The sequence below is a fragment of the Paenibacillus sp. JJ1722 genome, from assembly GCF_048282685.1.
Lineage (GTDB): Bacteria > Bacillota > Bacilli > Paenibacillales > Paenibacillaceae > Paenibacillus > Paenibacillus polymyxa_B.
Map to the genome: position 1 here is coordinate 233,063 of NZ_CP182500.1, position 23,496 is coordinate 256,558.

Here is a 23,496-nt window from a genome sequence, read left to right on the forward strand (position 1 = left end):
TTATCGGAAAGGAGGTCTTATATCTACATGATTTTTCCCTACAAACGCTTGAAAAAGCTGTACCAGCTCGTCAGTGGAAATGATCAAGGCTGGTCTTGGACCACCAAAGCGCTCGCTGAGCGGCTGGAGGTAACAGAGCGGACCATCCGCGATGATCTTAAGAAGCTGGACAGTATGCTGAATGAATATGGAGCATATCTGGAATCCAAGAGGGGTAGCGGCTATACGATTAGGGTTGATGACCGTGAGAAATACCATTTTTTTGCGGATGAAAGTCAGGAAGAAACAGAAGTAAGTCAGCAGCTACCGGGGGCTCCAGAAGAGCGCATACGGTATGAGCTGTTCAAGCTGCTGAATGCGAGGGAATACGTGAAGATGGAAGATCTCGCCGATGAGCTATATATTAGCCGGGCCACGATGAATAATGATTCTAAAATCATCCGTCGGATTCTGGAGGATTATAGCCTTACTCTGCGCACCAAGCCGGGACATGGTGTAAAGGTGATTGGGGAAGAAAAGAGTATTCGTTACTGCCTGGCTGAATATGCTGACGTCCGCGATGAAGAGGGACAACGCAGCGACATGCCCTTGGAACAACAACAGCTGTTTCAAGGATTGGATCTACCGCAGATCCGGACAATTATTCTAAAGCATTTGCGGAGCGTTGGGACCAAAATGGCTGATTTGGCGCTGAAAGATCTCATCACTCATTTGGCGGTCATGGTGCTGCGAGTGAAGGAAGGACATGGTTTAGAACGCTTTGAGGCGGTGGTGGGCAGTCCGCGGGATATTGAATTGGCTAGCGCCATGCTGAGGGAGATGGAAGAGGCCTTTGGCATCACCTGTCCAGAAGGAGAGTTCGATTATGTTCTGCTGCATGTCGTCAGCAAAAAGATGGCCGAAACCGAGTGGGAGCGCCTCCAATCTGACCGTCTCTTTTTGGCAGTGCGCGGGATGTTGGCATTCGTCTACGAACGCTTTACCTATGACTTGCGTGACGATGAACGGCTGTCCAAGGATTTATTTGTACATTTGAAGCCAATGCTGACCCGGCTGGAGCATGGTATGAACATGCGTAATCCACTGCTTGGACATATTCGCAAGTATTATCCGCTTGCCTATGAAATCACAGTTGGTGCGGTAAAAGAACTACAAAAATCGTTTCCGTACGACATCAACGATAACGAAATCGGTTATTTGGCACTTCATATCGGGGCTGCATTGGAACGCAAATACAATATCCCTCATCGGCGTCGCAAAACCGTGTTGCTGGTGTGCGGCTCCGGCTACGGAACCGCCCGGATTCTAGAATCCAGGCTGCGTTCGCTGTTCGCTGAGCTGGATGTATCCCGAGTGGTTTCACTTCGGGAATACGAGGAGATGTCCACCGTCGAGGAGGACCTCGTCGTTTCGACCATTCACTTACAGCAGCGTAAGGATAAACCGTCCGCGGTGATTAGCCCGATTCCTTCGGAACGGGATATGGAGACAATGACGCGGATGGTACGGGCCAGCGATGAGGAACAGGAAACTTCACTGCTACGGTATTTTGACAAGCAATGGTTTATGACCCGATCCGATCAGCCGAGCAAAGATACACTAATTGAAGAAATGAGTGGTATTTTAAAGCAAAAAGGAGTGGTGACCGACAAGTTTTTGCCAGCAGTCAAAGAAAGAGAGAAGTTGGGCTCTACTGCCCTAGATCGAGGGATGGCCATTCCCCATCCCCTGGAGCTAAGCTCTAACCGAACGGTCGTAAGCGTGTGCTTGCTGGAAAATCCGATTCCTTGGGATGCCAACCATGAGGTTCATGTGGTATTCCTGCTTTCAATCTGCAAAGAGGACTACGAACAGGCCATGGGGATTTATGATTTGTTTGTAGAACTGATCCGCCAGGAAGAGACGCTGGAACGATTAAAGCATTGCCACTCCTTTGATGCCTTTATGCTAATCGCCCGTCAGGTGCTTGCAGTCAAGAGCAATGATTACCATTGAACCTAAAAAAGAGATCATTCGTGATCTCTTTTTTAGGTTCACACATGTAGTTTGGAAGAGTGGAGCTCGATTAATAAAGCCAGCTGATTCAACGAAAATTTATGATTAACCATATCTACAGTAAGGTCTTCGGCTGCTTTCTGATCCATTTTAAATTGAAAGCCATTGTAGCGCAAAAAAATGAGTAATGCAGTAAAAGCTGTTCGCTTGTTTGCATTGTGAAAAGGATGGTTTTGCCCTAGGGATTCGAATAATGCAGCGGCTTTGCTGAATATTGTGGGGTACGCATCTTCACTAAAAGCTGATAATTGAGGACGTAGAACAGCAGACTCAAGTAGACTGGTATCTTTGACGCCGATTTGTTCGCCTTTGCTGTATCTTTCAATCATAGCGACATTAATAGCTATAACTTCTTGAATGGTTAAGAAACGAATGCTGCTCATCTATCCTTAAGTCCTTTAAGGGTTTCGTCATATGAATCCATTACTTGAGAAAGATTTTCAAGAAAATCATCACTTAACCCTGAGGGCAGAGTTATTTTGTTCGATTTTTGTATAATGATTTGTCCGCTCTTGTGATCTACTTCAACCTGAACTGTATCTCCTTGGCCCAGTCCGAGCTGCTTAATGGCTTCTGTCATAGTAATCCCTAAGCTATTTCCGAATTTAGTAATTTTACGTTCCATTCCAATCACCTTACCCATCTCTTTATCCTCCTTATTATACTATTCAACTGTTATAACAATTATACATGGTTTCAGGGTATATAAACATATACTTTTTAATTCAACTTATATCTGCTAGAAAAATAGATAGTCAGGCTTTTATTTGGTAATCTGAGGTAAGGGTTTAAATGGTTGCAGGCTATTTTATTACTTCATGAAAAAGGGGCGAGCGAGATGCTACAACCACCATTAAAGGATGAACTGACTCGAATACTGGAAGGGCATTCACTGGATGAAGAATTAAAAGAAGAGATTCATCAGGAAGCTCAAGCTGCTATACAATTCCATGTGGAGCATGAGGAAAATTACGAACACATTGGAAATAGTCGGATCGCCGGCTACCCGGATTTGCCGCCCTCGATCGAGTGGCCGTGTGATTCAGACGGAGAATATTATACGTTTATTGCTCAAATCAATTTGGGCGAGCTACCTTTTTCACCATTTGAGGGATTGCCTCATCAGGGCATACTTTACTTTTTTCTTGGGCTGGATGAGCCCGCCTATGATATTGACCATAAAATCTTTTACTATAACGGTGACAGCAGCGCTTTGAAGAAAACCTTGCCACCGACCGGGAAGGTTGAAGTATGTGCTGAGAACAGGGGTTTCACATCTTATGCAATTTCTTTTCAGCCGATTGTTACCCTGCGGTCGGAGGGTGAACTAGGAGATGTTCTTGTAGATCAGTATGAAGAGCTGTATGAGCTTGTTTGTGAACAAAGTGACACGGTGTGGGGTCAGCATCAATCTTTTGCCGGGAACACCCTGCGGGATGCTTACCTACGCCGAAACGGGCTAGAGGGTCTTCTGTTTAACTGGCATAAGAGTGAGAGTCAGATTCATAAGGAAATCGAGCAAGCTCTGCATAGGGGAAGTACGGATTATGCGGAGCATTTACGATCCGAGGTGTTGCCTCAGCTGCAAGAATATCAGACGAATCGAGAGAAGCACGATCGAGCTTCGGAAAATTGGCATGTTCTGCTCTCGGTCTCTTCTTTGGACGAGGTTGGTATGTGCTGGTGGGACGCAGGGTATTTGGAATTTTTGATCGATCAAAGAGACTTGAAGAACCTTGATTTCTCGAAGACATATGTCAATCTTGCTACGAGCTAGCCCGGTGCGGCAGACTCATGCTGATTTAGGGCAAATGATGGCGGTTAGAGCAGGGTGGTTTTTTGATTGATAAAAGCAGTGAATTGAGCATATGGCACAGTAGGTTTGTAGGTGGTCCTATACAGGGCCGCCTTTTTTCGATGTAAATGAACGATTGTACTCCGTTATTAGTCTTAATAGATGAGACCACAACAAGGGAGGTGCACGTATATGACTGATCGAGAGCTGTTTGAACTATATAAGGAGCAGATATATTATTTTTGTTATTATTTGATGCAAAATCAAGCAGATGCAGAAGATGTTTGCCAGGAAGTGTTTGTCAAAGCACTTTTGGCCGACAGGTCCAGAGTACAAGATCTCAAATCATGGATTTTGCGAATTGCTTCTAATGAGTGCAGCAATGTGCTTAGAAGGCGGAAAACTGGACTGATGAAGGAAATACGAACTTTTTTATTGTCACGCCCTCATTCATTTAATCCGGTGGAAGAGAGCTTATATCATCAAGAAACTAAGACAGAGCTACACAAGCTATATAACAAGCTTCCAGATAAAATTCGAATGGTCGTGGTCCTTCGTTATGTAAACGAATTGACTGTGCCGGAGATATCTAGAGTTATAAATATACCCGAAGGAACAGCTAAGTCTAGATTAAATCGGGGGCTTAAACTGCTAAAAAAAATGGTGATATCCCAAGTAAAGGAGATGAGTAGCAGTGAGTCGGTATTTTGAAAAAGAACAGAACATTCCTCAACCTGAATATGATGCAATGTGGGTAAATATAGAACAGGAAGCAACCAAACGAAAAGCAACTCTGCAACAGTCACAGGAAGCACCTATGCATAGAGCAAAAATTGTTCCAGCGAGTATCGTATTCTCATGTTTTCTGCTCGTCGCCATCCCTGTATTCGCTAGTGTGACTATCAATTGGGATAGAATAGGCGGACGTAGTGTAACCAATGCGCTAAATAACGGTATTGGACAACGGTATGATCTAAAAGCATCCAATGCAGGCATTACGATGAATTTGAATGGTGTTGTAACGGATGGCGAAAAAATGAAAATGCTTATTTCTCTGGATCCAGGAACCGATCCAACCAGTTATATTGGGTTTGCTATAGAGAAAACTACGGTAACTAGCAATTCTGATACCAAGGAACAAGCACACGGATATTTAAATTACGATCCTAAAAGCCAGAAACTCCTTGGCATTTATGAAACTATTGATACTTTAAAGGAGCGTAAAAAAGGTTACACACTTGAGGCTCAGAATCTAATTTTTTATCGTAATCAGGATATTCCTTTAAAGACGGATCATCAACCCGGGGATACCCTCGTTACCGGGACCAAGCAGTATCCTAACATTTATATAGAATCCGTTCGACAAATCAACAACAAGACTGTTGTCCGCTTTAGAGTTGCTGCAGCTCCATCCGATTTAGGACGTGGGAACCCGCATTTGGTAATGAAAGTGGGCGACAAAGAGATAGACGCAATCCCAACCATTCTACCTAGCGACAGCCCAGACTTGCATATTGAGCAGGTATTCAACATGACTGCACAAGATTGGAAAAAGGCAAACCTTCATTTTTGTTATATTGAGGAAGCAAAAAGAATTGAGGGTACTTGGAAGTTCGAATTTGAAGCGGATGGAAAAAAAGCAAGTGAAGCGATTTATTCCAAGAAACTGCATAGCAGCGCTGAATTCCAAGAAAATACAGGCACTACCTTAGACCAACTGGTTATTACCCCCTTGGATATTGAAATTCTAGTAACAGAGCGTGATTTACTTAAAAAGGGAATTGTTCATTATAAAACAGCTCAGCTGGTTATAGGTGATAAAAAAATTAACGGAGGGTGGAATATTAAAGGAGCTGGTCCTGAAAATTATCAACACTTATATCAATTTGAATCTCCAGAGTGGTATAAGGACTGGTCTGATGTTCCAATGAAACTTATATTGAAAGATGCTGTCATCGAGAAACGTGATACGTCTAAGAATTGGATCACTCTTCATAAACCTAAGGAAGAAAAACAGTTCGCTGAGCTTAATGCGGACGGTTATCAAATTGATTTCACATACTATACAGAGGGAAAAGACTTGATTGTCGAATCGAAATCCGGTTCCCCTGGCTTCAAAGGCGTCAACCAAACAACGATGCGAATTAACGGCAAAGAAGTAGTGCCTGAGATCATTGCGAAGGGCATGGTATCCACAGGAGTTAATGTTGACCGTTACAAAAACATTGAATTAGACGGAAAATTGGAACTAAATCCTGGCATCTACAAGTACAGCGATCCTGGACGTGATATTGAAGTTTTTTTGAAATAGATATGGCCATCGCTGCCTATTCTGCAGATACGTAAATACAAAAGCCCTTCCAGCTTTAGCTTCTCATGAGGGAAGCAGCGGAAGGGCTTTTGTTATATCTACTTGTCTATACAGTGAGCGTGCTTATTTATACTCGTTGCACGGTAAATTCGAATTCCAGCTTTTGATCGGCTGTAATTTGGTATTCTTCATGTACCGGAGCTCCCCAGCTATCGTCGCCGCCTACGCCCATTTGCTTGCCGGCTACGGTAACAACGGTGTAGTAGACGTTTGGCAGCTCATACTGATGGTAGGCGCTTTCCAGCTCGAACGCTGTGTACGGTGAAATATTGCATTCCACAGGTGCGGTGGCAGGAGCAGTAATGCGAATACCACGCTGAGAATCGTCGGTAATATCGACACGGCGCACGCCTGTACGGTTGCCGGATTCCTGCGGTACGACATACCCGGATACGTTATCCGCAGCTTCGTTACGGAATACGCCTAGTCTCGCGCCAAAGGCACGGTCGATGTAATTCTCTTCCGGTCCCATCGCGTACCAGTCCAGATGGCGGTAGTCTGCCGGAACCTTGAACGAAAGGGCAAAGATCGGCAGATTAGGCAGTCCTGAGACGCCTTCATAAGTCGATTTTACGTTCAGACTGCCATCCGCTAAGACGGTGTAGGCTACCGTTACCTGTACGTCTGCATGGATGCTAAGCGTGTAGCGGAATGTAACGGTTACACGGTCTGTCTGCTCTTCCGTGACCTGAATGTCCACGCATTTACGTGTCAGACTTGCAGCGAACCAGCCACCGGCTTCGAAGCCCAGAGCAGTTCCCCGATCATTGTCTGTGGTCGCCCGCCAGAACAATGGGGCAGGAGGCATGGCAATCATCTCACGTCCGGCGTAGCGAAGTGAAGTCAGGCTGCCTGCTCCTTTGGAGAACATCATACTGAAATCTGCACCGTGAACGCCAATGTTAACATCACCATGCACCACTCGTAAGGCACCGCCCGTAGGGATCTTCAGCGGATTTGGATCTTCCACAATGAAAATATGTTGTCCGAAGGCTACTTCATGCCCAGCCTCAGCCCAGAGCGTCGCTTCCTTCAATACGAGCGCCGTGTGAATGACATATTCCCCAGGCTTCTTGTCTGTGCTTGGGAACGTCAATGGAATATACGCTTCGGTCTGAGCCGCCACATCTACATGAATGGCATTACGTACGATTTCTTGGCCTTCATGCAGTAGACTGTATACTAGCTCATAGTCGCCCGTTCCCTCGAACAGGTTTTCATTGCGCAGGGTTACACCGCTGCGATTCGGGGTGAGCTTCAGATTTTGATACAGGAATTTGACCTCCTGCATCTTCGGCGAAACCTTCCGGTCCGCATAGACAATTCCGTCCGTACAGAAGCCATAGTCTGTGGCACGGTCGTCAAAGTCGCCGCCGATCGCGAGGTACTCGCGTCCGTAGCGATCTTTTTTCATAACAGCCTGATCAATATAATCCCATATAAAACCGCCCTGATACAGCTCGTATTTGTTCTCCAGCTCTGTATACTTGTGCATGCCGCCTACGGAATTGCCCATCGCATGCATGTATTCGCAACTGATATACGGCTTTTGCGGATTGTCGTTTAGATATTGCTCGATATCTGCGGGTTTGGCGTACATCCGGCTCTCCATATCGCTGGTATCATCGTACGTACGGTTGTGAAACACGCCTTCGTAGTGTACCAAACGGCTCGGGTCGGTGGCTCGGAAATAGTTGGCTACATTGCGCAGCACTTCACCTGCATATGACTCATTGCCGCAGGACCAAATCAGAATGGACGCATGGTTTTTGTCCCGTTCCAGCATGGAAATGGCGCGATCCATGACGATATCCTGCCACTCAGGCAGATTGGCGGGAATATTCCACGATGGCTCGACGGCGCCGAGTTTTTGCCAGGAACCGTGTGTTTCCAAGTTCATTTCATCAATTACATAGACCCCGTACTCATCGCATAGCTCATACCACAGAGTCTGATTTGGATAATGAGAGGTGCGAACAGCGTTCATATTGTTCTGCTTGAGCGTCCGGATATCCCACAGCATATCTTCACGGGAAATCGCACGTCCGGTGCGAGCGTTAAATTCATGGCGGTTCACACCTTTAAAGACGATGCGTTTGCCGTTCAAATGCATGACCTTGTTGATCAGCTCAAATTTACGGAAGCCGATTTTTTGTGGAATGACTTCCACGAGCGATCCACTGGCATCATAAATTTGAATGAACAACGTGTACAAATAAGGTTTCTCCGCGCTCCAGCGCTGCACTTGCTCCAAGGCTGCTGACAGCGAAGCTGTGCCATCAGTAAAGTTAGCTTTCAAAGAAGCTACAACATGGCCGGCAGCATCTTTCACATCGACAGTTGCATAGGCCGTTGCCGGCTTTTCCAAGGTCAATTTCAGCTCCAGAAGGCCCTGCGTGTAGGAAGCATCCAGATCCGCTTTGGCATGTAGGTCACGTACGTGAAGAGTAGGGATGGTATAGAGATATACGTCTCTGAAAATACCGGAAAAACGCCAAAAGTCCTGATCCTCCAGCCACGCTCCCGTACTTCTTTGATATACCTCTACTGCCAGCTTGTTTTCGCCTGCTTGCAGGAACGGTGTCAGTTCAAAATCAGATGGTGTAAAGCTGTCCTCGCTGTAACCGACAAATTGTCCGTTCAGCCATACATAGAAAGCCGACTCGACGCCTTGGAAAGAAATGAACACAGGCTGCGCGCCCGAAGCCATATTTTCCGGCAAAACAAAGCTTTTGATATAGCTCCCGACCGGGTTGTGGTCCTCCGGAATATGGGGTGGACGAACGTCCGAATGTCCGTCCCATGGATACATCGTATTCACGTACTGCATTTGGCCAAAGCCTTGCGTCTGAATGTGACCCGGCAACTGAATATCGCTCCAGCCGCCATACTCAAAGCCAGGAGTATAGAACTCTACCGGACGGCTGGCTGGATTCGTTGCATAGTTAAACTTCCAGCTCCCATTCAGGCTATGACGCCAAGCCATATCAGCTTGCTGCTCCGCTTCTTGAAGCGTAGCGTAATATTTGTGATCGGAATAGGCGGGCAGCCGATGTACAGCAAATTTGGTTACGTCGGTCAGCCAGTCCAGACTAGGGGTATGGATGGTCAAGGCGAACACTCCTTATTTTTAAAATGAAATGAAGATATTACACAGTAATTTGTTATTTTACCGAACCAACCATGCCCGCTACAAAGTGTTTCTGCATCAGGAAGAATACCAGTGCAGTCGGCAGTGTGGACAGGACAATGGCGATCATGATGACACCGTAATCCGGTGCATAGCTGGAGCCAAGGTTCGAGATCAACAGCGGAATCGTTTGATTCTCCGGCGTTTGCAACACAATCAGAGGCCAGAGGTAGTTGTTCCAGCTGGACATGAATGTGATGATTGCGGCAGCGGCATAGGTTGTTTTCATCGTAGGCATATACACCCGGAAGAACAGACCCAGCTCGGATAATCCATCCATACGACCTGCTTCCAGTAGATCCTTTGGAAACATCTTGGTGCTTTGACGGAAAAAGAAGATCAGGAACGCCGTAGTTACGGTCGGAATGACGACAGAAGAGAGTGTATCAATACCGATCCACGGTATGACATTAGAAATACCGCCGAACATCCGGTAGAGCGGGATCATGATCGCCGCAAACGGAATCATCATAGACATCAGCAGGATATTGAAGACAACGTCTTTCGCTTTACTTCTGTAAATTTCAAAGCCATAACCGGCCAGTGATGCGATTAGCATAGCCAGCAGCGTAGTTGAGATGGAGACTTTTGCAGAGTTACTTAGTGCGGTAACGATGTCTACTTTTTCAAGCAAATTGTGCATGTTATCCATCAAATGGGAGCCAGGCAGAAGCTTGCCTTTGGTCACATCGACCGACAGGTTCGTGGAGCTGGATAGCATCCAGAGGAACGGGAAAATCGAAACGAACGACACAAGGATCAGAAAGGCGTACGTAAATGCTCTTTTTGTTTTCATCATTTTTTCTCACCTGCCACTTTGAACTGGATAATCGACAAGATAATGATCATAATGACGATGGAATAAGATACGGTCGCCGCATAACCAAAGTCGGATGAATATTTGAAGGACAGATTGTAAATATATTGCGAAATTGAAGATGTCGCGTTCCCTGGCCCACCCTTGGTAATATTCATAATTTCATCGAAGAGTTGGAGTGTACCAATCGTTGATGTAATCGAAGTGAACAGGATAATCGGCTTAAGCAGTGGAACTGTAATGCTGAAAAACTGTCGGATAGGGGAAGCTCCGTCAATACGGGCCGCTTCGTAGATGGAACTGTCAATGTTCTGAAGACCGGATAGGTAAAAGATCATATTATAACCAGTCCAGCGCCATGTGATCGCGATAATAATCGTAACCTTGGCCCAGAAAGGATCTGTAATCCATTGGATGGGCGTGCCAATCACGTGCAGATTCAGCAATAAGGAGTTTACCAGACCGTCGGACGAGAACAAGTACTTGAAGACAACCGAATATGCTACAAGGGATGTGATACACGGCAAGAAGATAGCTGTGCGGAAAAAGCCCTTGAATTTCAGGTTTTTATCATTCAACAATACCGAAATGAACAGAGCCAGAATGACCATCAAAGGTACCTGGAAAATTAAATAGATAAACGTATTCTTCACGGCGGTTATAAACATTTTATCGGTGAAGAGTCGCTTGTAGTTATCAATGCCGTTAAAGCTCAGATTAGACCCTGTACCTGTCTTAAAGGACAAGATAAGCGCCTGAATCATCGGATAGAAATAAAAAGCGGCGATCATGATCACTGCGATGGATATGAACAACCATCCTGTCATACCTGCTTTGAGACGTGTTGTAGTTATTTTGGGCGCGGCTGTCTTCATACCATGTCAACTCCCTGTGCAGCAATAAAACCTTGAACTCGCAAGCCCAAGGTTTTAAGTGCTTATCGTTTTATTGTTTAGCCTTGGCTAGATGGACTGTCTTATTTAAGCTGTGCTTCCGCCTGTCCTTGAGCATCTTTCAGAACTGCGTCTACATCTTTTCCGTTCAGATAGTTTTGAATTTCAACGGTCATGATATCCTCAATGGCATACGTGTGCAGGCCATAATTGACTTTTGGAACTTGCTTAGTCCATTCTGCAAATTTCTTATATACTTTGTCGCCTCCGAAGTACGGATCTTCCACGTCATAAGCTTTACCGCTGGAAGCTGCGTTCAATGAACCGACAATTCCAATTTTGCTCAGCATATCTTGATACAGCTCTTGATCTGTTCCGAATGTCTCTTTCAGGAAATCAGCAGCGGTATCTTGACCGTCCGAGTTAAGGACATACCAGGAGCTGCCGCCGAGGCTGGAAGCATTCACGGATTCAGGTATATTTTTCAGCTTAGGGAAAGGAACAACGGCCCATTTACCCGATTGCGAAGCTTCTGCTTTAATCGAAGGTGTAATCCAGTTACCTGTAGGTACGGAAGCAACTGCACCGCTGTTGAATGCGGCCAGGAACTGACTCCAGTCGGCATTCATTTTAACAATGTTAGCGTCGAACAAGGATTTGTACGTCAAGAGCGCTTCTTTCAGAGCTGGATTACCAGCCAGGTTTGGTGTTTTACCGTCTTCTTTCAGGTACCATGAACCTGCAGTTTGGATCATACCACGGATCAGACCGAGGTCATTTGGATCTTGAGTCAGCATTTCTTTGCCTGTTTTTTGTTTTACGGCTTTACCAATTTCAATAAATTTGTCCCAATCAATATTAGTCAGGTCCGCTACTTTGTAGCCGGCTTGTTCCAGATAGTCCGTTCTTACATACAGTCCCATAACACCGGAGTCGAATGGAACACCATACTGTTTGCCGTTGTAGCTAGTCGGTCCGATTTTATAATCAGCGAAATCGGTTGCTTTGATCGTGCTGCTCATATCATGGAAAGAATCGGGATAGGCTTGCAAGAAGTTCTGTGCCCGATAATCCTCGATCAGAACCACGTTCGGTAGTCCTTTGGTAGAACCGGAGTTAAGACCGGCATTCATTTTTTGTACGATATCGTTTTGAGCATATTCAACAATGTTTACGGTTACATCTGGATGTTTGGCAACGTAGCGATCTTTTGCCAGCTTCAGGGCTGCGATATTAAAGTTCGGGTCCCAAGCCCAGACGGTGATTTCTTTTTTGCCTGAATCTGTGGTAGTAGCTGCTTTCTCGGAATTGCTGGAGCATGCGGATAGCAAGATCAAGCTTGCAATCAGCAGAAGGAAAGTCATTTTTTTCATTTTGTTCAACCCCTACTCTTTTTTTATATGTTGCTTGCTAGTTCTAAACCTCTTGAATGAAAGCGGTTACCTCATTTATAAATCTAGTGTACCATCCATACTTTGTCGGTGTTAGGAATATCTTTATACGGATTGGTCTTATTATTATGATTTATCAAAAAAGGTACCGCTTACATTTGTATTTTGTTTTGGTTTAGGTACTTTTTTTAGGTTGAAGCTCAGTGTATAGATTTATTTAGTGGAGTCGTTCTCGTTTGATTTCAAAATCAATGGCAGGGTCATTCTGACTTTGGTGCCCTCGCCCTTTTTACTGGAGATGGTCACGCCGTATTCTTCTCCATATAAAAGGGTAATGCGGTTGTGCACATTCTGGATGCCGATGCCTGTGAACAGTTGGCGCTTGCTCTTGGGATTCGGAAGTCCGTCTTGCGCCGTATGCCCGTCCAAATCCATACCGTCTCCATCATCGACCACCTCACAGATCAATGTATCCTCCGTTTTGGACACCAATATATAGATGTGCCCTACGTTTTTTTCATTAAACGCATGGAAAAAAGAGTTTTCGATAAAAGGCTGAATGATGAGCTTGGGCACATGGTACTCCAGACAATCGGGTGATACAAAATAATTCACTTGTACCCGCTGCCCGTAGCGCACATGGTTAATGAACACATAATTTTGCATGTTGGCCATTTCCTGCTCAATGGTGATCGTTTCACTCACATTGCTGATTGTATTTTGCAGTAAGGAAATGAGTGCATTGATCGTCTCGGCGGCTGTTTCCTTATTTCCTTTGAGCACCAGCATTTTGATCGAAGCCAGTGTATTGTACAGAAAATGCGGATTGATCTGCCGTTGTAGTGCAGCAAGCTCTGCGTTCCGTTGACCCTTTTGCGTCTCTAAAAGCTTACGGATATAGTCATTTAGTTCATCCAGCATGTAGTTGTAAGCATGACTTAATTGTCTAACCTCATAGCTGCCCGTTACCGGGATATAATTATCAAAATTTTTCTCGCGTATGGTCGACATTTGCTTCACCAGTCGAGTCAAGGAACGAATCAGTCGACGGGATATCAGAAAAACGATCACCAAAGCAATCAGTACGATGGCAATGCAGATCCATACAACGGATTTAACGTCAATAATTTGCCCAATCGCCGCTTGTCTGTCGATCATGTTCACCAGATAAAAATCAAATGAAGGGATGTAGTTGGAAAGGAGGATACTTTCCTTATTCATCACATCCGCATTAATGTAGTTAAGCCCCTGTTCATTGATTTTTGTGGCATAGCCTAGCAGCTCACTGGAGCGTTGTCCGATCAGGTCCTGGCGGTTGCTCGATACAATCAGTCCCGACTTGTCCAAAATAAGCACATCATTACCGTTGCTTGTGAAATTGTTGTAGAAACGGCGAAATTCAGGTTCCCGGATAGCGATGTAGATCATGCCGTACAGGGTGCCGCTGGTCCGCTCCATAAATGGTTTGGAGGCGATAATATAGGGTGTTGGCTTTTGCGCGGTATTATTCATTTGTTGCTGAAATAATTCAGTATCCAATTGATACATAAGCTGTGCCGGTCGTGCTACACTTCGGGCTGTAATAGCATTGCTTTTAAGTTCTTCCGCAGTTACAGGCCAATAGGACGAGTCGGAGTAAAAGCTCCGGCCGTTCAGACCTGTTACAGCGACACCGACATCATAGGCATCGACGTTCGATTTAATTTGCTTCATTTGCTGTGCCATTCCGAAGTAAATTCTTGCCGAGTTAATCGAGTCAGATTGACCGCCAGTCAGATAGTTTTTGACCGTTCCATTTTCCGAAGCATGGGTTACGGCATTCACGATAGAATCATTGAAGGATTCAAAGCTGGATTGAATCTGGCTGAGTACCTTGGCATTTGTAATACTGAATGTCTCAGCAAAAAGTCGTTCAGACATCCGAATCGTCACCAAAGAGGTCAGCAAGGACACCGCAGTGATGCTGACCACCATAACAATAAAGATTTTGAAGAACAGACCTTGATATTTGATCTTATGGATATACCTTTTCATAATCAATCTCTTTTCTGCTGGCAGATGTGGCTTACTCCCTAATAGAGATGCTCCCGGCGGTACTGACTGGGCGAGTAGCCCTTCACTTTTTTGAACACTTTGGTAAAATAGCTGGGGTCCGAATAGCCTACCGTGCTGCTAATATCCGAAATGGACATCGTCCCCGACCGTAGTAACTCCGCGGCTTTTTCGACCCGAATTTTGTTTAGATACTCGCTAAAACCCTCTGTATGGTGTGCTGTAAAATAACTGGACAAGTAGGAAGGGTTAAAATGAAAATATTGCCCAAGTGTCGTCAAATTGAGTGTTTCAGCATGATGCTCCTCAATATACTCCAGCAGTTTTTTCATGCTTGCGCTACTTCCTTGCTGCGTTTTAGCCATGATCTGTCTGTTCGCTTCCTCCAAAAAAGTCTCCAGAAGGCGCACGGCTTCATGTACATGAGGGGCATCATTAATTGTTTTGAAATAGGAATATTTCGCCGCATCCAGCTCCTTCATATCATACCCCTGATTCCCAAGCAAAATCGTAATGTTGAACACGATATTTCCGAGAAGCGATTTGAATTCAAAAGCGGTAGAGGTATAGTTGCCGGACATGGCGGCTACATAGGATCTCAAATCCTGAAAAGCTGTATCAAAATGCTCACGCTTCATCTCTTCTGTAAACTGTTTTAAGTTGAACGAGCTGTTCACCTGTACAGGCGGAGGGAGTTCGTCTTCTATTAGCAGCGCTGTTCCTGGGAAATAAAAGCGGTAACTCAGCAGTTTTGGCAGTTCATCCTGATAGACGTCACTAATCTGATTGAAGTCATCAAATAAATGGCTAACTGCCCAGCCTGTCTGTGGATCGACCCGCTTTGTCTCCTGAGCAACTTCCCTAATCGCAGCCATCCAGGCGTCTACTTCACGAGGATCAAGATTGGCTAAAAACACAGCCGCATAGACATCGGACGGCAGTTGTCGCAGTACGATGTGCTCACAGGCAGAGGACACTTGATCTGATAGCTTGGAAAATAGGTCCGAGGCAGAGATAGAGCGTCCTTTATTCTGCGGTGCTGACTGTTCCACGCCTATGAGCGCAAAACGGCTATAAGGAAATGCTTGCTTCAGCAACTCAGCGTCATAGTCCATGCTATACCCGGAGATCAGCTTTTCGATCACATGATCTATTGTAATTTGACTATTATTAGCATCTGCCTGATATTGAATGGATGGAATTTTGCGAGCGGTTCTCTGGAGTACTTGGAGCAACTCATCCGTGTCCAGCTTGGGCTTTAAAATATAGTCAGCAACCCCTTGCTGAAAGGTGGATCGCACGTAATTAAATTCACCGTAACTGCTAAGCACGATGACTTCGATATCTGGATAGTTCTGTCTGACTATGCGCGTCAGCTCCTCGCCATCCATGATCGGCATTACGATATCTGTAATGACAATATGAGGGCGCAAGGTTTCAATCAGCTCCAATGCTTCTTTCCCGTTAGAAGCCTCACCTACAATTCGAAATCCATACTGTTCCCACGATAAATGGTGTTTAATCCCTTGCCGTACCAATATCTCATCATCGACAATCAAAATGTTGCATAGCTCATTCATGGCAGCACTCTCCGTAATTATACCTATTCGAGGATTTTGCAAAAATCCTGATTCAAAAAAGACCCCCATCACGTGGACGTCATATCATCTGAGGCACATATTTGACAACGCTTCCAACTTGGCTTAAATCTAAAGCATTTAATCTTTACATGCTAACATAAACCACACGGGGATTCCAAAATAATTTAGTCCAAATGGCATATAAAACAACAAAAAAGGCAGCCGAGAAAATCTCGACAGCCTAAACGACCAGGATTACCTTATACAGTACCCCATGTCCGATCTCCTGCCAAATATTTTTCAGTCAAAATAGACAGCAGTTGAATACCAACCTCATTGTGTCCTCCCTCAGGAAGGATCAGGTCAGCGTATTTCTTGGAAGGCTCAATAAATGCCTCATGCATCGGCTTAACCGTAGTCAAATAGTGATCGTGAATCGAATGGATGGTGCGGCCGCGTTCCTCAATATCGCGAAGAACCCGACGGAGAATGCGCACATCAGGGTCAGTATCCACAAATACTTTGATGTCAAGCAGGCTGCGGAGCTTTTCGTCTGACAGCACATGCAGACCCTCCAACATAACGATGTGATTTGGCAGAAGCTCTACCGTCTCGTCCGTGGAGCGTGCATGAACCGTAAAGTCATACACTGGCGCTTGTGTCGCTTGTCCTTTTTTCAGACATTGGAGATGCTCAATAAGCAATTCGTTGTCAAAGGCAAACGGATGATCATAATTGACCAAAGCACGTTCATCATAACTCAGATGTGAATGGTCTTTATAATAGTTATCCTGAGATATGAAAGTCACTTTATTAGATCCCAGACGCTCAACGACGGCGCGTGCTACCGTCGATTTACCGGAACCTGTACCGCCGGCAATACCAATAATAAGCATGGCGTTTCACTTACCCTTCCCTAAATGTATCCCGATACAACTCAAGTATTGTAGCACAATGCACACTTTTTTTCATCACTGTTGAACTTTGTATTTCTTCCATTTCCGTATCCTGGCTCTGAATGTTTTAAACGGTGCCACCGAGTTGATGTGAATCCATCTTGCCATGGGCCAGTTCGGGTTAGTACCCGTCCAGTTGTGAACGCCTTGAGTGAAGAGCTCTTCATGGCTAAGTGTGTCGATCCAATCCAGCCACTTTTGCTCAGTCAACTTGAACATATCACGTAATTCACGTAAAGATTGGTGGGAATAGGTCTTGTAAAATGATTGATATAGTTCGCCTAGTCTATTCCATTTATAATTGGGAGCGGGCATGATGACAGTTTTTCCTTCCCGTTCGTCCCTGTCCCATGTCATGACAAGATGAAGCCATCCGAGCTGGTAGGCGATCATTTCTGCGGGTGTTTTATCTACTTCGGGGATACGAATATCCTTTTGGCTCTCGTCGATCTCCTGGAATTCACTGTCAAATCGTAAGTAGGAGGCATGAATGGCTTCTTTTAACTCCAATTTGGAAGCGTAGTCGTAGCTGGACATCTAATCGCTCCTTTAAATGATATGGATGATACTCACTCCTTTATATGTACCATTCTCAACATGACAACTGTATGTCTTATTCAAAAATAAAAAAATATCGTTTTTTGTGATTTTATGAAACATCATTTGACGTGTTCACGAAACAGGATGCAAAATTAATAGAAAAATTAAGACAAAAGATAAGTAATTAGACATATTTTAATATTTATTTAAAAGCCTATAATTATTGGAGTATAGCGCTTGGGGCCCCTCATTGGTGTTGGGATATTATTCCCTTCATCAGTACGTTATATACCGTTTGGACATGTCATGTCTGATGAACGGTGCAACCTTTGCTTTAGTATTCATGAATCTAATCAAGAAGGGGATTGTTATATGAAGTCGAGTTTGTTAAAAAAATGTGCAAGTGTAATGTTAAGCAGTACGTTGGTACTGTCTTTATCATTACCGTTGCTAGGTCATGCACATGCAGATGGAAATTTACAGATAAGTGACGATTTTGAGCAAGGAGAAGCTCAAGGCTGGACCGCAGGTTCGGGGAACTGGTCTGTGGTCAAGGATGGGAATGGTTCTACATACCAACAATCTAGTCGAAGCGAAAGCCATTCCGTCAAAGGTAATGCCTCATGGACGAACTATAGCGTGCAAGCAGATGTATATGTAAATGATTTTAATGGCTCTAATCGAGTCTACGTTGCAGGTAGATACACAGATTCCAACAACTTCTATGCAGCATCGTTGTACAACAAGAAAGACGGAGCTCTTGAGATTCGAAAAAAAGTCAAAGGCTCTATGAAGACACTGGCTACCAATAAAAAATACAAACTGGACACGAATACATGGTACAGAGTCAAGCTGGAACTATCCGGTTCGGAAATCAAAATGTATGTCAATGATCAACTGGAGCTGTCCGCAACAGACACCAGCCTCACTGCTGGAGCCATTGGTTTGGTAACTTCTAAAACAGCTGCCCAATTCGATAATGTGATTGTATCCGGTGCTTCTTCTGAGGTAGATCCAGGAACACCGCCTGTGAACCCAACACCAGGTACAGAACAACCGACTCCTGGAGTGGACCCTGATGTAACCTCTAAAAATAACTATAATTTGACTGGCTTTTCGTATGGTAATACAGGTGGTGGCAATATTGCGGATACAGATGCCAACTACAAAAAAGTTTATAACGCTGTAGATCTCAACGAAGCACTGAAGAAAGGCAGCAAAGTCAAAGTGATTGAGATTATGAACGATCTTGATCTCGGTTGGAATGAAATTCCTAGTGCTGCCAAAGTAATGCCTTTTAGTGCCAACAACCCTGTACAGACGCATCCTGTTCTGAAAAAGACAGGTGTGAGCAAAGTCTATATCGAAAATATGAATGGGGTTACGATTTTCTCTGCCAATGGTGCGAAAATCAAACATGCCGGCTTTGTTATCAAAAGAAGCTCCAATTTGATTTTCCGTAACCTCGAATTTGATGAACTTTGGGAGTGGGATGAAGCAACCAAAGGGAACTATGATAAGAATGACTGGGATTATGTTACCATCGAAGGTACAAGTTCCAAGGTATGGATTGACCATTGCACATTTAACAAAGCCTATGATGGTCTGGTAGATGTGAAAAAAGGTAGTAACGGAGTTACGATTTCTTGGTCTTTGTTCAAAGGAGATGACCGCAGCTCCAACAGCTGGGTAACCCAACAAGTCAACGCGATGGAAGCAGACAAGTCTTCCTATCCTATGTACGCTTATCTGAGAAGCAGTGCAGTAGGCATGAGTAAAGAAGATATCATTGATATTGCAGCAGGACAAAAGAAGGCTCATCTGATTGGTGCTACGGAAATGGCTTCCGACAATGCAGACCTAGAGGTAACGCTGCATCATAATTACTACCTGGATATTCAGGATCGTATGCCTCGTCTGCGTGCTGGTAATGCTCATGCATATAACATCGTTATGGACGATGCTGGATTGGCCAGAGCCAAAAAAAGAATCACTTCTGACATGGCTAAAGCAATTGCCGCAAAAGGATACCATTTTGACGTCGTGGGTAACGGTGCGATTTCAACAGAAAACGGTGCGGTGTTGCTAGAAAAGTCTTATTTAATTGATGTGTTTTCTCCAGTGCGTAATAATCAAAAAGATCCTAAAAAAGATGACTACACAGGAAAAATCAAGGCTGAAGACGTCATCTTCTCCGACAACGGTACCGTATTCAGAGGAGGCAGCGAAGAAGCGAATAGCCCATTAGCCCCTTATCCTGCGAAGGCCAAGAGCTTCTCGTGGAATGGATTCACAACGTTGCCATACAGCTATACTGCCGAAGACCCTGCTAACCTGGTTGCTCAATTGCAGGCCAAGGATGGAGCGGGTGCAGGCAAGCTGAACTGGTCGAGTGAAAGCTGGCTCAAAACGGTGTACAATACGTCCGTTACGAAAAATGCAATAGTGGAAGAAGATTCCGAATAGGTAGGCCATATAAAAAAGCAGCCAGGACAGATATGCTCTGTTTCTGGCTGCTTTTTTGGTTACCTACGTTAAGGCTGCGTTCGGTACGAACTTAACCAATAACGACAAACGAGGACACGCCAGCAGGTACGGTTCTAACCCGGAATAGCGTTCCATCGTCTCTAAAGGTACGCAGAATAAAAGCCTGGTTCGTAGGTGTACGGACTCTGCTGAATCGGGCAGTACCAAAACCATCGAAGCCTGCAGCTTGCACAAAGCTTCCATCTAGACGCCGGAGTATAGCAAAAAATCCAGTTGTGTTAAAAGGAACACCGTTTGTGTTAGCCCAGATGACCGTAAATCGGCGCAGGGTTTGTGTTGGACTCACATTGCGATATCTCGTAACAGGAACCTTCCTGCCCGTAGATTTCAATGTTTGTGGAGGACGAATGGCCACTTCAAATCAACTCCTTTGTTGTGATGAGATAGTAAATGCACACAAAGGAGTTTTGGACTGTGCTATAAACTACGACTTCTTATAAATAGGTATATATCGAACTCGAAATGGCACTCATGTACATTATAGTTCGATTTGGGACCTCCTTATGCCCAATCGCGTCGTAGCGTAAAGAGGTCTTTTAACGCGTCTGTAGACAGCTCAGTAATCCAGCCCTCGGTACTGGTTATGATTTGGTCGCTAAGCTGCTGCTTGCTCTCCAGCATTTCATCAATGCGTTCCTCAAGCGTGCCCAGCGAGATAAATTTGTGCACCTGTACATCCTTCGTTTGTCCCATCCGATAGGCTCGGTCTGTGGCCTGATTTTCAACAGCCGGATTCCACCAGCGATCAAAGTGAAAGACGTGGTTGGCGGCCGTCAGATTCAGACCTACCCCTCCGGCTTTGAGCGACAAAATAAACACGGATGGCTGCTCGGCAGGGGGGAGTGTGTGAGATTGGAATTGATCAATCATTCGGTCACGGGCCGTTTTGGATGTGCTGCCGTTCAGATAGAGCACGGGCTCTTGCAGCTCCTGAGCGAGTACCCGTTGGAGCATTTGCCCCATACCAATATACTGTGTAAAAATAAGGCAGCGCTCGCCCTCCTCCCGCAGTTCCTTGACCATAGCCAGAATGCGCTCCAGCTTGGATGAACGGCTAATGACCGCTTCAAGATCGGCCTGACTATAACCGGAAGCCACGGTATCTGGGAGCGCCTCCTTGGTTAAGAGGGCAGGATGGTCACAAAGCTGCTTCAACTGGGTAAGGGCGGATAAAATGGCTCCTTTCCGCTCAATCCCTTCCAGCTTCTGCATCCGTTCCATCAACTCTTTGACAATCTGGTCATAGAGCGCGCCCTGCTCAGAGGTCAGATGAATGTAGGTTTTCATCTCATTCTTGTCAGGCAAATCAAGCTGTATAGCAGGGTCCTTCTTCTTGCGCCGCAGCATGAAGGGCTGAACCAGCTTTTGCAAATCTAACGTGCGCTGCTCGTTATGTTCCTTCTCAATAGCATTAATGAAGCGATTGCTAAAGGCGCGTGAGCTGCCCAGATAACCTGGATTGATAAAATCATAAATGGACCATAGCTCGGACAAGCGATTTTCAATAGGTGTCCCAGTCAACGCAATCCGATGACGTGCAGGAAAGCTGCGCACGGCTGTGGATTGCTTGGTTTGCGCATTTTTAATGTTCTGCGCTTCATCCAGGCAGACTGAATCCCAGGTCATGCTTTGTAGCAGCTCTTGATCCAGGGTTGCCGTAGCGAAGGAGGTCAGGATGACATCGGCCTGCTCCACTTCTTCGCGGAACAGGTCTCCCTGCTCCCGCTTGCTTCCATAGTGCAGCATCACCTTCAATGAAGGGGCGAAGCGGCTGAGTTCCTTCTGCCAGTTGCCCAGCACCGAAGTCGGGCAAATCAGCAGCGAACTGGAGCGGACGCCCGTCTCGGCGGCAATATCCTGTAGGTGCAGTAAATAAGTAATAAACTGCACTGTTTTACCGAGTCCCATATCATCGGCCAGACAGGCACCCAGTCCAAAGCGACGTAAAAAAGCAAGCCATGCATACCCGTCCCGCTGATACGTCCGCAGCTCGGCTTGCAGCCCGTCCGGCACGTCCAATGCAGGCCATTCCGACTGCCGTCCGAGCTGGCTGATCAGCTTCAGCAGATGGGCATTCAGCTCGACTTCCAGTCGGAAGCGTGCCGCATCCTCCGGCTGCTCGCCCGAGGCGTCGCCTTCAGGCTCGTCGGCGTTGCCGAGCAGGTGTAGCTGCAGGATGTCCTGAAAGGACAATCCCTGAGCACTGTCGATCCCGGCCATGGCCCGGCGGATCTGCGCCAGCAACGCGGGGTCGAGCGCGATCCATTGCCCGCGGAAGCGCACCAAGCGCTCGTTGCGAGCGACCAGCTCGGCGAATTCCGACTCGCTGAGATCGGCATCACCGATGGCAACACGCCAATCGAACTGGACAATCGAGTCCAGTCCGAACAGCGAGCTACCCTTCGTGCGCTCTCCCGCCCCTTCGCCCGGGCGTACCTTGGCCCGCAGTTTTGGCTTCTTGCGGGTAGCTGCCTCCCACCAAGCCGGGAGCAGCACCTGCCAACCGCTTTCCAGCAGACGCTGGCTGTCGGTCGTCAGGAATTGCCACGCCGCTTCGTCGGAGAGCGGGCGATTCAGCACGTCATCGCGGCTTCCGGCACGCTGCCCGGCGGGCAAAATCGAGGTCAAGCGTTCTAGCCACCCGGCAGAGCGCTCACGGACATGTGCTGTCCAGGCATCGGGCCATGAGCCGGATGCGTACCCATCATCGGCGAGCTGTACAGACACCAGCAACGCCGGGTCTTGCTTGTCCTGCAACACAAGCTTGAGCTGCCAGGACGGCTCGTCGTCCTCCAGCTCTGGCTCTAGCAGTTGCAGAAGTGGCCGAAATGGCGCGGTATCGGCTTTCCAGCCGATGGCGATGAGCCAGGCCCGCGCGTCCAGACCCGCCGCCGGGCGATTGGGGGCGAAGAGAATCGGATATTCTCTTCGCAAATCGGCGGCTTCCGCTTCGGTGCCGTACCAGCGCTGAAATACGGCAGCCGAGAACGCCGCTATCAGCCCTTCCTGCTCGTCCTTCTCCAAGTGGTCGAGCAAAGCAAGCTCTGCTGGTTGGATGTTTTCCAATGCTTCCGCATCCCACTTCCATTGCAGCTTCCCCGTCTGGAACGCCGTGAAGCTGGGCACATATGCTTTCGCCTCAATACAGTGAGCAAGTAAAGGGATCAGCCGGAGCCACGGGGCATTGGCCTCGTCCCAGATCCATTCAATATGCTTCAGAAGCTCGCGCTCTGCCAGAAAAGGAATCACCTGCTCCGAGGGCAGCAGGATAATATCCGTGTCTTGAACATGTTGAATCTCCAGCTCGGT

The 23,496-nt window shown here is 46.2% G+C and carries 18 protein-coding genes; 5 read left to right on the forward strand and 13 right to left on the reverse strand.

The genetic code is table 11. The features are described 5' to 3' along the window. Nucleotides 1-27 precede the first annotated feature (27 nt). Nucleotides 28-1,995 (forward strand): BglG family transcription antiterminator, encoded by a 1,968-nt coding sequence (locus tag ACM1ND_RS00965; RefSeq protein ID WP_418026932.1) that lies wholly within the window; start codon nt 28-30, stop codon nt 1,993-1,995. Nucleotides 1,996-2,033: 38 nt separating this feature from the next. Here the strand turns inward: ACM1ND_RS00965 and ACM1ND_RS00970 are convergent, their stop codons facing one another. Both ACM1ND_RS00970 and ACM1ND_RS00975 read right to left on the reverse strand, forming a co-directional pair. Beyond that, nucleotides 2,034-2,438, reverse strand: coding sequence for a type II toxin-antitoxin system death-on-curing family toxin (locus ACM1ND_RS00970; protein WP_418026933.1), 405 nt, complete (start codon nt 2,436-2,438; stop codon nt 2,034-2,036). Beyond that, nucleotides 2,435-2,698: an AbrB family transcriptional regulator gene (locus ACM1ND_RS00975; protein WP_013308294.1), complete on the reverse strand. Its 264-nt coding sequence runs from the start codon at nt 2,696-2,698 to the stop codon at nt 2,435-2,437. The genes ACM1ND_RS00970 and ACM1ND_RS00975 overlap by 4 nt, the downstream gene beginning before the upstream one ends. A gap of 195 nt (nt 2,699-2,893) precedes the next feature. Here ACM1ND_RS00975 and ACM1ND_RS00980 point away from each other — a divergent pair, with 195 nt between their 5' ends. The 3 genes from ACM1ND_RS00980 to ACM1ND_RS00990 all read left to right on the forward strand — a co-directional run bounded on the left by ACM1ND_RS00980 (nt 2,894) and on the right by ACM1ND_RS00990 (nt 6,161). Continuing rightward, a complete protein-coding gene (locus ACM1ND_RS00980; RefSeq protein WP_418026934.1) occupies nt 2,894-3,832 on the forward strand; it encodes a YwqG family protein in 939 nt (312 codons plus the stop codon). 210 nt (nt 3,833-4,042) lie between these two features. Further along, a complete protein-coding gene (locus tag ACM1ND_RS00985; RefSeq protein WP_160788531.1) occupies nt 4,043-4,561 on the forward strand; it encodes an RNA polymerase sigma factor in 519 nt (172 codons plus the stop codon). Next, complete coding sequence (locus ACM1ND_RS00990) at nt 4,545-6,161, forward strand: DUF4179 domain-containing protein (protein WP_418026935.1); 1,617 nt, start codon at nt 4,545-4,547, stop codon at nt 6,159-6,161. The genes ACM1ND_RS00985 and ACM1ND_RS00990 overlap by 17 nt, the downstream gene beginning before the upstream one ends. A gap of 127 nt (nt 6,162-6,288) precedes the next feature. Here the strand turns inward: ACM1ND_RS00990 and ACM1ND_RS00995 are convergent, their stop codons facing one another. The 8 genes from ACM1ND_RS00995 to ACM1ND_RS01030 all read right to left on the reverse strand — a co-directional run bounded on the left by ACM1ND_RS00995 (nt 6,289) and on the right by ACM1ND_RS01030 (nt 17,637). Then, complete coding sequence (locus tag ACM1ND_RS00995) at nt 6,289-9,333, reverse strand: glycoside hydrolase family 2 TIM barrel-domain containing protein (RefSeq protein ID WP_418026936.1); 3,045 nt, start codon at nt 9,331-9,333, stop codon at nt 6,289-6,291. A 52-nt stretch (nt 9,334-9,385) separates the two neighbouring features. After that, nucleotides 9,386-10,210 (reverse strand): carbohydrate ABC transporter permease, encoded by an 825-nt coding sequence (locus tag ACM1ND_RS01000; RefSeq protein ID WP_028541902.1) that lies wholly within the window; start codon nt 10,208-10,210, stop codon nt 9,386-9,388. Continuing rightward, nucleotides 10,207-11,103 carry a carbohydrate ABC transporter permease gene (locus ACM1ND_RS01005; protein WP_013308301.1) on the reverse strand — a complete coding sequence of 299 codons (897 nt, stop codon included), beginning with the start codon at nt 11,101-11,103 and terminating at the stop codon, nt 10,207-10,209. Before ACM1ND_RS01005 ends, ACM1ND_RS01000 begins: the two co-directional genes overlap by 4 nt. A gap of 101 nt (nt 11,104-11,204) precedes the next feature. Next, a complete protein-coding gene (locus ACM1ND_RS01010) occupies nt 11,205-12,494 on the reverse strand; it encodes an ABC transporter substrate-binding protein (protein ID WP_023986539.1) in 1,290 nt (429 codons plus the stop codon). 231 nt (nt 12,495-12,725) lie between these two features. Next, nucleotides 12,726-14,546: a cache domain-containing sensor histidine kinase gene (locus ACM1ND_RS01015; RefSeq protein ID WP_418026937.1), complete on the reverse strand. Its 1,821-nt coding sequence runs from the start codon at nt 14,544-14,546 to the stop codon at nt 12,726-12,728. Nucleotides 14,547-14,584: 38 nt separating this feature from the next. Next, nucleotides 14,585-16,144, reverse strand: coding sequence for a response regulator transcription factor (locus ACM1ND_RS01020; RefSeq protein ID WP_069081020.1), 1,560 nt, complete (start codon nt 16,142-16,144; stop codon nt 14,585-14,587). Nucleotides 16,145-16,404: 260 nt separating this feature from the next. Further along, nucleotides 16,405-17,040: a uridine kinase gene (gene udk / locus ACM1ND_RS01025; protein ID WP_013308305.1), complete on the reverse strand. Its 636-nt coding sequence runs from the start codon at nt 17,038-17,040 to the stop codon at nt 16,405-16,407. Between the two features lie 75 nt (nt 17,041-17,115). After that, a complete protein-coding gene (locus ACM1ND_RS01030; RefSeq protein WP_023986542.1) occupies nt 17,116-17,637 on the reverse strand; it encodes a ClbS/DfsB family four-helix bundle protein in 522 nt (173 codons plus the stop codon). A gap of 375 nt (nt 17,638-18,012) precedes the next feature. Here ACM1ND_RS01030 and ACM1ND_RS01035 point away from each other — a divergent pair, with 375 nt between their 5' ends. Beyond that, on the forward strand, nt 18,013-20,106 hold the full coding sequence (locus ACM1ND_RS01035; RefSeq protein ID WP_023986543.1) for a family 16 glycoside hydrolase: 2,094 nt from the start codon (nt 18,013-18,015) through the stop codon (nt 20,104-20,106). Nucleotides 20,107-20,197: 91 nt separating this feature from the next. Here ACM1ND_RS01035 and ACM1ND_RS01040 read toward each other — a convergent pair whose 3' ends face one another. From ACM1ND_RS01040 to ACM1ND_RS01050, 3 genes are all read right to left on the reverse strand, one after another. Beyond that, nucleotides 20,198-20,542 (reverse strand): hypothetical protein, encoded by a 345-nt coding sequence (locus tag ACM1ND_RS01040; RefSeq protein ID WP_023986544.1) that lies wholly within the window; start codon nt 20,540-20,542, stop codon nt 20,198-20,200. Between the two features lie 146 nt (nt 20,543-20,688). After that, complete coding sequence (locus ACM1ND_RS01045; RefSeq protein WP_226887850.1) at nt 20,689-22,767, reverse strand: DEAD/DEAH box helicase; 2,079 nt, start codon at nt 22,765-22,767, stop codon at nt 20,689-20,691. A 124-nt stretch (nt 22,768-22,891) separates the two neighbouring features. Then, nucleotides 22,892-23,275: a hypothetical protein gene (locus ACM1ND_RS01050; protein ID WP_226887851.1), complete on the reverse strand. Its 384-nt coding sequence runs from the start codon at nt 23,273-23,275 to the stop codon at nt 22,892-22,894. Nucleotides 23,276-23,496 lie beyond the last annotated feature (221 nt).

Excerpts from the sequence above, each read along its gene's own strand:
- udk (WP_013308305.1), bottom strand. The coding sequence starts at position 17,040 with ATGCTTATTATTGGTATTGCCGGCGGTACAGGTTCCGGTAAATCGACG.
- ACM1ND_RS01005 (WP_013308301.1), bottom strand. The coding sequence starts at position 11,103 with ATGAAGACAGCCGCGCCCAAAATAACTACAACACGTCTCAAAGCAGGT.
- ACM1ND_RS00980 (WP_418026934.1), top strand. The coding sequence starts at position 2,894 with ATGCTACAACCACCATTAAAGGATGAACTGACTCGAATACTGGAAGGG.
- ACM1ND_RS01030 (WP_023986542.1), bottom strand. The coding sequence starts at position 17,637 with ATGTCCAGCTACGACTACGCTTCCAAATTGGAGTTAAAAGAAGCCATT.
- ACM1ND_RS01015 (WP_418026937.1), bottom strand. The coding sequence starts at position 14,546 with ATGAAAAGGTATATCCATAAGATCAAATATCAAGGTCTGTTCTTCAAA.
- ACM1ND_RS01000 (WP_028541902.1), bottom strand. The coding sequence starts at position 10,210 with ATGATGAAAACAAAAAGAGCATTTACGTACGCCTTTCTGATCCTTGTG.
- ACM1ND_RS01010 (WP_023986539.1), bottom strand. The coding sequence starts at position 12,494 with ATGAAAAAAATGACTTTCCTTCTGCTGATTGCAAGCTTGATCTTGCTA.
- ACM1ND_RS00975 (WP_013308294.1), bottom strand. The coding sequence starts at position 2,698 with ATGGGTAAGGTGATTGGAATGGAACGTAAAATTACTAAATTCGGAAAT.
- ACM1ND_RS00985 (WP_160788531.1), top strand. The coding sequence starts at position 4,043 with ATGACTGATCGAGAGCTGTTTGAACTATATAAGGAGCAGATATATTAT.
- ACM1ND_RS01050 (WP_226887851.1), bottom strand. The coding sequence starts at position 23,275 with ATGGAAGTGGGATGCGGAAGCATTGGAAAACATCCAACCAGCAGAGCT.
- ACM1ND_RS01035 (WP_023986543.1), top strand. The coding sequence starts at position 18,013 with ATGAAGTCGAGTTTGTTAAAAAAATGTGCAAGTGTAATGTTAAGCAGT.
- ACM1ND_RS01020 (WP_069081020.1), bottom strand. The coding sequence starts at position 16,144 with ATGAATGAGCTATGCAACATTTTGATTGTCGATGATGAGATATTGGTA.
- ACM1ND_RS00970 (WP_418026933.1), bottom strand. The coding sequence starts at position 2,438 with ATGAGCAGCATTCGTTTCTTAACCATTCAAGAAGTTATAGCTATTAAT.
- ACM1ND_RS00965 (WP_418026932.1), top strand. The coding sequence starts at position 28 with ATGATTTTTCCCTACAAACGCTTGAAAAAGCTGTACCAGCTCGTCAGT.